Raw genomic sequence first — 9286 nt, forward strand, 5'->3', positions numbered from 1 at the left:
CCCGGTTTGAGTTCAAGGGGCGTGATACGGTCTTTATCCTGGTACTCCTGCAGCTTTTCATTCTGCCGGAAGTGCTGATTGTCGAAAACTACGCCATCGTGTCCAAGCTGGGTCTGTTTGATACAGCACTTGGCATCGGTCTGCCTTACATGGCCAGTGCATTTGGCATTTTCTTGTTAAGGCAAGCCTTCAAATCCGTGCCAATCGAGCTTGAAGAAGCCGCGCGGATCGAAGGATGCAGCTGGATGGGTGTTCTGTGGAAGGTCTATGTACCTGCGGCCAAGCCGGTCTATCTGGCCTATGCGCTGGTATCCATCGCCACACACTGGAACAACTTCCTGTGGCCGTTGATTGTCACCAACTCCCCAGAAACAAGGCCGCTGACGGTGGGCTTATCACTGTTTGGCGCACCGGAAACCGGGGTGGATATCTCGGTGATCAGTGCGGCAACCATCATGACCATCGCCCCGCTTTTGATGGCGTTTCTGATCTTCCAGCGGCAATTCATTCAGGCCTTCTTGCGCGCTGGCATCCGCTAGAGTGTCACCGTTTGGGGGTGTGTTCTCGATCTCTTTTCTTGAGCGCCCGATTGTATCACATTGGTTCACATATCCAGTCCCTGCAGGATGTGTCTCTGTGGCACCACACGGAGAGCCACGTGATCTCCCCAGACACGATGCGGCAGCAACATCTTGCGCCTTTCGGCCTCCCCCCGAAAGGCTGAAACGTCCGGGCCTCCCACCCGGGCGTTTTCTTTTGAGGATCAAAACGCGAAGGACACGCGTGCCTTCGCCTCCCAGATATCAAGCCCGTTCTGCCCGATACTGAGATACCCGGCTCCGACATCAAAGGCGATCCGGTCCTCATAGAAAAACCGCATCCCGCCCCGGATTGTACCGGTCACAGGTGATGTGTCTTCAAGTCGCAGATCACCTGACAGGATCTTGCCATCATTGGGACGATCCAGTGCGATGTGCAGCCCAAGCTCGCCATAGGGCATCCCAAGAAGATCATCACCCAGATCAACATAGCGGCTGGCCTCGCCCGATATTTCCGCCGAACCATAGCCAAAATGATCCGACCCGATATCAACAGTCACCGGTGTGCCATTGATGGTCCCGCTCAGGTCATAGTCCTCGACAAAGGTTTCGGCATAGGAAAGTCCAAAGCGCGGGCGCAGGAACCATTCTTCATAACGATACTGCCCGTTGATCGCAGCAGCGGCGGAAAGCTGATGGGAAAAGTAATTCCCTTCAAGCACAACAACCTCAAGGTCATTTTGCAGCAACATATAGCCAAGCGACCCTTGAATCGCCCATTGCGGCGACAATCGATGGGCAAAATATGGTCCGACCGAAAGACCATAAGCCGCCGTTTCAAGACCACCGTCATATCCATCAGACCCGCTGGTTTCGAAAGAGGCGGAAATACCGGCAACCGTATCGTCGGCAATTTCGCGATCAACCCCGAACAGGAAGGATCCGCTGTAACCTTCGGTATCAAGATTATGGCGACGATCCTGGGCATAAACCCCGCGCGTTTCCGACCAGAAATTCCACAAGGGGTCACTGAAAAAGTCCCTGCCGGGGGTCAAAGGCACATCGGATTGCTCCAGAAGCGAGGCCACCGTTATCCCCTCGTAACCACCCTGACGTACCAAGGTGCACGGCGCGGTAAAGATCGCGCCGCTTTCATCGAGATAGAGATATCCATTCCCTTCAAGGATCGCACAGGTACTGTCCGCAAGATACGCGTCCGGGCGCTTTGGAAGCTGCGCATTGGCAACTGTTTCAGGCACGTTTGGCGATGGCGGGGTGATCGCCGGTACCTCAGGCGTGATCGGCTCCGGGGGCAGCACCCCGATGGGTGGTTTTGTATCGATGGGAAGTTCCGGGGTGATCCCGGTTGGCGGCAAGGTTCCGATGGGGGGCGTTACACCAATCGGGCGCTCCGGTGTAATTGGCTCCGGGGGGAGAACACCAATGGGTGGTTTTGTGTCGATTGGAAGCTCCGGGGTAATCCCGGTTGGCGGCAAGGTTCCGATAGGGGGCGTTACACCAATCGGGAGTTCCGGCGTAATCAGATCGGGTGGCAAAATGCCGATGGGCGGCTTGACGGCAATCGGGATCTCGGGCGTGATGCCAGTCGGCGGCAGAATACCGATTGGCGGGATCACGGCGATGGGGATTTCCGGTGTGATCGTTTGGGGCGGCAAAATCCCGATCGGCGGCTTGATCGCAACGGGCGGATCAACAACCACCGGCACCTCTGGTGTCAGAAAATCAGGGAATAATCGTCCGATGGGCGGCAGGTTCACCCCGCCTTTCTGGTTCTGACTGTCCAGAAGACAGCCACCGCCACTATTGTCATAAAGATGGTGCGTCCCACCATTTCCGGTCGATACAACATCCGACAATGTAAGATGCAAACCGCGCCGCGCCTGATTCCATGTATCCTTGGTTGACCCTTGTGCATCAAGGCGAAACGCCCCGGCGCTGGTACCTGAAAGCCAGACCGAACTGGCGCTATCAGATGTTTTGCCAACGAAAATCAACCCGCCACTGGCTGCGCAGTTGGCAGCACGGGCATCGAACGGTGCCAACGCAATAGCCAGCACCCCGAAACCTGCAATCCCCCAAAGGTCACTAATTGACGGTCCCTTCACAGCTCCCCTCCCCCTCAAAAAAGAACATGCGATCTGTCGTTGCGCGTGCTGGCGTCTGTTTCCGATTATTGCACACGCGCGATGCGGGTTTTCAAAATATCCCCAATTCGGCATTCAATCTGGCTTGTTACTTCGGAAACAGGAACGTCAACACCAGCCGTGCACCCCATCCATCGGGACCGGCATCCGGGCTATCCACCCAGTAGCGTACCCCCGCACCCACACTGATTTTTTGATCGCCAAGACTGGTCAGCTTGGAAACGATGCCATTGACCGGCACCGACCATTGATCGGCGGCCCAGTTATAGGTGCTTTCGGTATTCAGTGCGAAAGTCCAGGCATTCGGCGTGGTGTAATTGATAAATGGCTGGAAGAAACTGGCATTTGTGGCCGAAGCAGCAGACCCTTCGTCCGCGCCCCAGACATGGTTGGTCAACATGCCATAGGTCCATGGGCCATCGGCAAACAAACCCACAGCCGTCGGACCGGCCCCCCATTGATCAACGCCAAGACTGTTCTGACTGGCGGTTGGTAGCAGCAATGCCGGGCCAACACCCCAGATCAGGCCGCTTTCGGTGGGTTCAACCGGCGACAAGAAGAAACTTTGAACCGTATCGCCGATCCCGGTATCGGTGCCACCATTGCCGTTGATATCGTTCTGGTGCACCAACGGCAGGACGGTACGCGAAATCAGGTTCCAGTCATCATTCAGGCGCATTGGCATGACCGGCTGCACATTGATCAGATATTTTTCCCCGTCAGCCGAACCATATCCGCTGTCATAATTGCCCTGAAACGGCAGGCTGATCAGATTGGCCACCGGATTGGCAAGTTGTTTTGCAAGATCGGAGTTATCCGTTTGCGCAAGGGCATTCGCATGCGTCAGCGCTGTACCAAGTCCAATCACACAGACCAAGACTATCTGTTGTAAAAGCTGCGTCGAAAATTGCGTAAAGCGCATATGCTGCTCCTTTGTTACAGGATCCGGCGCGTCACTCCATATCCCTGACGATGCGGAAACCGATGTGGTTGGACCCGATATGCCCCTCGGCAGGTTGTCGGGCGGCCGGGCGATAGCGCAGGCAGAAATTTGGTGCACATAACCATGAACCGCCCTTAACAACGGTCATCGGGCCGGTTGCACTGCTGGCAAAACGTGCAGCAAGTTTCATCGGCGGGCCGCTTGGGTCCGTCTGGGCCTTGTCAGGATGTCCCGGCACCCACCAGTCGCTGACATGTTCCCAAACATTTCCGGCCATGTCGTAAAGACCATATGCATTTGCCGCAAACTGCCCGACAGGTGCGGTTCCGTGATAGCCGTCATCGGTCAGATCCTCGCCGGGGAACTGCCCCTGCCAGCTATTGGCTTTCCAGCCCTGGGCTGGGTCATATGTGTCGCCCCAGACATACGCCTTGCGCGACAGACCGCCACGCGCGGCAAATTCCCACTCCGCCTCGGTCGGAAGCCTGCCACCTGCCCATTTGGCATAGGCACGGGCATCCTCGATGGACACCTGTGTTACCGGGTGATCATCAAGGCCATCGATGCTGCTTTCGGGTCCGGTCGGATGTTGCCAGTTTGCCCCGGCGATATACCGCCACCAGTTTCGGATATCACCCATATCCACCGCGCCAGCGGGTTGGGCAAAAACCATCGATCCGGGTTGAAGCAGGTCCGTGGGCACGCCGGGATAGTCCGCCGGATCAAGCGGCTTCTCCACCGAGGTAACATACCCGGTTTCCTCAACAAATTTGCGGAACTGGGCATTGGTGACTTCTGTGCGACTGATTGCAAACGAAGACACGCTCACCTGATGGATTTTGGTTTCTTCTTGATAGATCCGGTCTTCCCCCATCAGGAACGTCCCGCCGGAAATCTCGACAAACTCCGGCAGCTCCGCCGCATATGAAAAGCTGACCGGTGGTGCGACTAAAAAGACACTCAGGGAAAGGATGGAGGCACATCGCATAACGATGTGCCTCGCAAAGATCGTCGATCTTGGCATGTTACTGACGTCCCTTGGCAAGGAAGTCCTGAACCATGTTTGACATGTCAAACGATGCCCCGCCCTGCACAGGAGGATATTCACCAAGCGTCTGAAGATGCTGGGTCATCAGCACACTGACGGGCTGCATCAGCCACGAAACCTTCTGCGCAAGGTGGCCATAGGAATCAATGCTGCTATAGCTTTCGAACGGATCCATCCGCAGATTGAAGATCATCGGGAAGTTCCGCGGCGTCATGTTGTCGTAGTAATCTTCCTTGAGCGCGAAGTGCATTTTCCAAGGACCGACACGCACAGCCGTCAACTGGCTTTCGAAATAATAGAAGATGTGATCACGTGCCGACTGGTCGGTTTCGCCTTGCCAATAAGGCAGGTTGTTCACCCCATCAATATACTGGTTTTTTTCTTCCATCACACGTTCGGCAGGATCATCAATCCCGGCAGCAACGGCAAGGGATGTGAACATGTCCTGATGGCCCTGAATGCCGTTCAGTATTTTGTCTTCGGGCAGTTTTCCCGGCCAGCGGATCATGGATGGCACACGAACGCCACCTTCATAGGTGGTCATTTTCTCGCCACGGAACGGGGTAGTCGCGCCATGTGGCCAGGATGCGTGCTCAGGCCCGTTATCGGTCGAATACCAGACGATGGTGTTTTCGGCCAAACCCTGCGCATCAAGCCAATCAAGCACACCGCCGATATCGTGGTCATGCTGCAACATACCGCTGCCGTGATAGTCGGCCTCGGATGTATATTCCTCTGCGGCGTAGCGCCACTGGTCATTCAGGCGGGTGTAAAGGTGCATGCGGCTGGTGTTAAGCCAGACAAAGAACGGCTCGTCGGCATCCTTGGCAGCCGTCATGAAGTTGATCGCCGCCGGGATGATTTCCGCCCCGTCAAAATCCTTCATCCGTTCCTGGGTTAGCGGACCGGTATCCTGAATGATCTGTTTGCCAACCCGGCCAAAGCGTGGATCGACCGTGTCGTTGTCTTCTTCGGTGGCAAAACTGTGCAATACGCCGCGGGTGCCAAAGCGGGCGTCATATTCCTCAAGCGATCCGGCGAACTGTTCGGCAAATCGTTGATAGTCACGCTGCTCGGCTTCTTCCTGCGTATTGAGGTGATAAAGATTGCCAAAGAACTCGTCAAAGCCATGAACGGTTGGCAAATGTTCATTGCGGTCGCCCAGATGGTTTTTGCCAAACTGCCCGGTGCGATAGCCCTCTTCTTTCAGAAGCTCTGCCAGTGTCGGGCTTTCCTTTTGCAGGCCAAGTGTCGCGCCCGGCTGGCCAACCGTCGTCATGCCTGAACGGATCGGATATTGCCCGGTGATAAAGGCCGCGCGACCGGCCGTGCAGCTGGGTTGGGCATAGTGATCGGTGAAACGAATGCCTTCATTGGCAATCCGGTCGATATTGGGCGTGGTATAGCCCATGGTGCCCAGACCATAGGATGACAAGTTTTGCCACCCGATGTCATCACCCCAGATCACGAGAATATTTGGTTTTTCTTCTGAACCGGTATCTTGCGCCGATGCAATACCACCGACTGCAACCAGTGAAATCACCGCCGCCGCCGTTGTCAGAAACTTCTTCATCGTCTGCTCCTATCCTTCGGACATGCACATGGCATATCACCAAAAGAGTTCCGGGCGATCTCACCCTGGAACGTGTGGGGCCACAGTGATTTTTATCAGGAAAACAATCAGCTATTCACAGCTGGAACCGCAACGAAGTGGAAATTAGTCCCTTGCACTCCGTCTCAAAGGCTACGTTGCGATAAGACCTGTCGGGCTTTTTATAGTCGGGTAATGCTATCGTAAAAATACTTTCAGTTGAATAACTTATTTGTGACGCTTGTTTGTTTATAAGTCGCCCGAACCAAAAAAGCCGACCCTTGGTTACCAAGGGTCGGCAAGGCCACACGCAAGCATCTGCTTGCCGGGGTCGGGGGAACACGTGTGTGGCCTTTTTCTGTCTTTTCCCGCGTTTTGCGCTTCGTTTCTGCCTGTTAATGCCCATCGCCCACGGTCGCCTGACCGCGTGGGGGCTTTGCAAACGGCAATAACAGAAACGCCATCAAAAAGGCTGCTGCCATCGCCAGATAGACATCATTAAACGAAATGATCGATGCCTCGCGATTGACGATGCCAACAATGAACTTCATCGCCGCAGCATGCGCATCAGGCAGGCCCATCTCGCTATAGCGTGCCGTGAGGGTCGCCAGATAGTCCCGAAACGCCGCGCTGGCCGGGTTGATGTGATCGGATAGAACCGAGAAGTGGTAATCAATGCGCTTATCAAGCAGCGTGTTGATCGCCGCCATGCCAATCGCCCCACCCAAGTTCCGCATCAGGTTATAAAGCCCGCTGGCGTTTTTGATTTTTTCAGGCGGCAGGGTTCCCAACGCCAGATTGGTCACCGGCAACATGCAAAACATCAGCGCTGCCCCGCGGACAACTTGCGGCAGGATTAATTCGTTAAACGACACTTCGCTGGTATTGAAACCATGCATGGCAAGGCCCGTCGCAAACAGCGCAAGCCCGATACCCAGCACAACACGCGGCGGATACTTTGCCGTCATTTTTCCGGCAATCGGGGCAGACAGGAACTGGCTGATGCCGGTTACCGCCATGACCATGCCGATTTCAAGACTGTCATAGCCACGCACCCGACCCAGCATCAACGGCATCACATAGACGCTGCCATAAAGCCCGATACCAAGGGTAAAACTGAACACACAGCCCATGGTGAAGTTGCGATCGGCAAAGGATTTCAGGTCCACAATCGGCTTGTCATAGGTAAACATTCGCCAGAAGAAATAGATCCCGGCGATCGCGCATGTGATCGTGCCGTAAACGATTGCAGTTTCATCAAACCAGTCATCCTTGGGCCCTTCATCAAGAACATATTCCAGACTGCCCAGAAATACCGCCATCGCCAAAAGCCCGCGCAGATCAAAATCCTTGAGCAAGCCGATATCACCCCGATCCACGCGCAGCGTCATGGTAACAATCGCGGCAATCATCAGACCGGGAATCACGTTGATCAAAAACAGCCAGTGCCAGGACAATGACTGCGTCAGGAACCCGCCCAGGGTAGGTCCGATGGTCGGCGCCATGGTGGCAATCAACCCAATCATGACCGACGCGGCATTGCGTTTGTCAGGCGGGAAAATGATATAGGTCGTGGCAAACACGGTCGGGATCATCGCCCCGCCAAGAAACCCCTGAAGGGCGCGGAACCAGATCATGCTTTCGATCGACCAGGCAAAGGCCGACGCCACCGACATCACGGTAAAGCCAAGTGCTGAAATCACGAAAAGCCAACGCGTGGACATCAGGCGCGAAAGGAACCCCGAAAGCGGGATCATCACCACTTCGGCAATCAGATAGCTGGTCTGAACCCAGCCGATCTCATCGGGGCTTGCCGACAATCCTGCCTGAATGTTTTCAAGCGAACTGGCGACAATCTGAATATCAAGGATCGCCAGAAACATGCCCACGACCATCGCCACCCAGCCGATAAACTGGGCGGTTTCCATCGGGCGCGTTTCGGATTGCGGCACTGTTGTCGGGCTGACGGTTGCCATCAGTTAAGCTCCGAAAGTTCCGCCGTCGGGACGATCCCTTGCGCAAGACCAACACCGGCGACTTCTTCTTCGCCACTGGCATTGCGGGTATCCACATTGACCACCACCGAAAGCCCCGGTCGCAGTGCCTTGGCCCATTTGCTGTCATCCAGTTCGATCCGAACCGGGACGCGCTGGGTGATTTTGGTGAAGTTGCCGGTGGCATTCTCCGGCGGCAGCAAACTGAATTGCGCACCGGTTGCCGGGGCAAAGCTCGCGACATGGCCAACAATCTCGGCATCCGGGAAGGCATCCACCTCGACCGAGACCTTCTGCCCCGGCGCCATGTGACTGATCTGGGTTTCCTTGAAATTGGCAACGATATAGGTGCCCGGAAGCGGCACCAGCACCAGAAGCTGCTCACCCGGCTGCACCAATGCCCCCGTCTGGACCGACCGGTTCCCGACAACACCATCAAACGGCGCATAAAGGCGGGTATCGTCAAGCGCCTGCTGGGCCAGATCACGTGCGGCTTCGGCTTGTCTTACGGCGCGTTCTGCCTCGATCTTCTGGGCACGCAAAACGCCAAGGCGGCCTTTTTCGACGGCCAAAGTCGCATTGGCCGCGGCAACCTGTGCCTGTGCGCTCTCGCGGTCTGCCTTCGCGTAATCGAATTTCTGACGGCTGGCCGCACCCTTTTTGACCAGATCTTCATAGCGATTGAAATCATCGCTGGTGCGTCCAAGTTCGACCCGCGCAATATCGACATTCGCAGTTGCCTGTTTGATCGCCGCATCCTGAAGGGTGATCTGTTCTTCCATGGTGCCAACCGCCGATCGGCGCGCCTCAAGGGCGGCGTTGGCCTTAGCCAGTTCAAGGCGGAAATCATCATCCTTGATGGTCAAAAGCAAATCGCCCTTGCGCACCGGCTGGTTTTCCGCAACCCGCAAATCGCCAACATAGCCTGATACCTTGGGCGAAACGGCGACTTCATCGGCCTGAAGATACGCATTGTCGGTACTTTCATGGTACTGACCTTCGGTCA

At 55.7% G+C, this 9286-nt stretch carries 7 protein-coding genes; 1 reads left to right on the forward strand and 6 read right to left on the reverse strand.

The features are described from left to right. On the forward strand, nt 1-539 hold a 539-nt coding region (locus B2R48_RS10725; RefSeq protein WP_297000063.1), incomplete at its 5' end, for a carbohydrate ABC transporter permease. A 224-nt stretch (nt 540-763) separates the two neighbouring features. Here the strand turns inward: B2R48_RS10725 and B2R48_RS10730 are convergent. From B2R48_RS10730 to B2R48_RS10755, 6 genes are all read right to left on the reverse strand, one after another. Further along, entirely contained in the window at nt 764-2665 is a 1902-nt protein-coding gene (locus tag B2R48_RS10730) for an autotransporter outer membrane beta-barrel domain-containing protein (RefSeq protein ID WP_297000066.1), read from the reverse strand. Between the two features lie 127 nt (nt 2666-2792). Then, nucleotides 2793-3626, reverse strand: a complete 834-nt coding sequence (locus B2R48_RS10735) for a transporter (protein ID WP_297000069.1) — start codon at nt 3624-3626, stop codon at nt 2793-2795. 31 nt (nt 3627-3657) lie between these two features. Then, on the reverse strand, nt 3658-4635 hold the full coding sequence (locus B2R48_RS10740; protein WP_297000072.1) for a formylglycine-generating enzyme family protein: 978 nt from the start codon (nt 4633-4635) through the stop codon (nt 3658-3660). 37 nt (nt 4636-4672) lie between these two features. Next, nucleotides 4673-6268: an arylsulfatase gene (locus tag B2R48_RS10745; RefSeq protein ID WP_297000074.1), complete on the reverse strand. Its 1596-nt coding sequence runs from the start codon at nt 6266-6268 to the stop codon at nt 4673-4675. A gap of 413 nt (nt 6269-6681) precedes the next feature. After that, complete coding sequence (locus B2R48_RS10750; RefSeq protein WP_297000075.1) at nt 6682-8262, reverse strand: DHA2 family efflux MFS transporter permease subunit; 1581 nt, start codon at nt 8260-8262, stop codon at nt 6682-6684. Beyond that, on the reverse strand, nt 8262-9286 hold a 1025-nt coding region (locus tag B2R48_RS10755; protein WP_297000076.1), incomplete at its 5' end, for an HlyD family secretion protein. The genes B2R48_RS10750 and B2R48_RS10755, both read right to left, overlap by 1 nt.

The sequence above is a fragment of the Thalassospira sp. UBA848 genome (assembly GCF_002295455.1).
Taxonomy (GTDB): domain Bacteria; phylum Pseudomonadota; class Alphaproteobacteria; order Rhodospirillales; family Thalassospiraceae; genus Thalassospira.

Coding starts and splice junctions, on each gene's coding strand:
- B2R48_RS10735 (WP_297000069.1), bottom strand. CDS start 3,626: ATGCGCTTTACGCAATTTTCGACGCAGCTTTTACAACAGATAGTCTTG.
- B2R48_RS10740 (WP_297000072.1), bottom strand. CDS start 4,635: ATGCGATGTGCCTCCATCCTTTCCCTGAGTGTCTTTTTAGTCGCACCA.
- B2R48_RS10745 (WP_297000074.1), bottom strand. CDS start 6,268: ATGAAGAAGTTTCTGACAACGGCGGCGGCGGTGATTTCACTGGTTGCA.
- B2R48_RS10750 (WP_297000075.1), bottom strand. CDS start 8,262: ATGGCAACCGTCAGCCCGACAACAGTGCCGCAATCCGAAACGCGCCCG.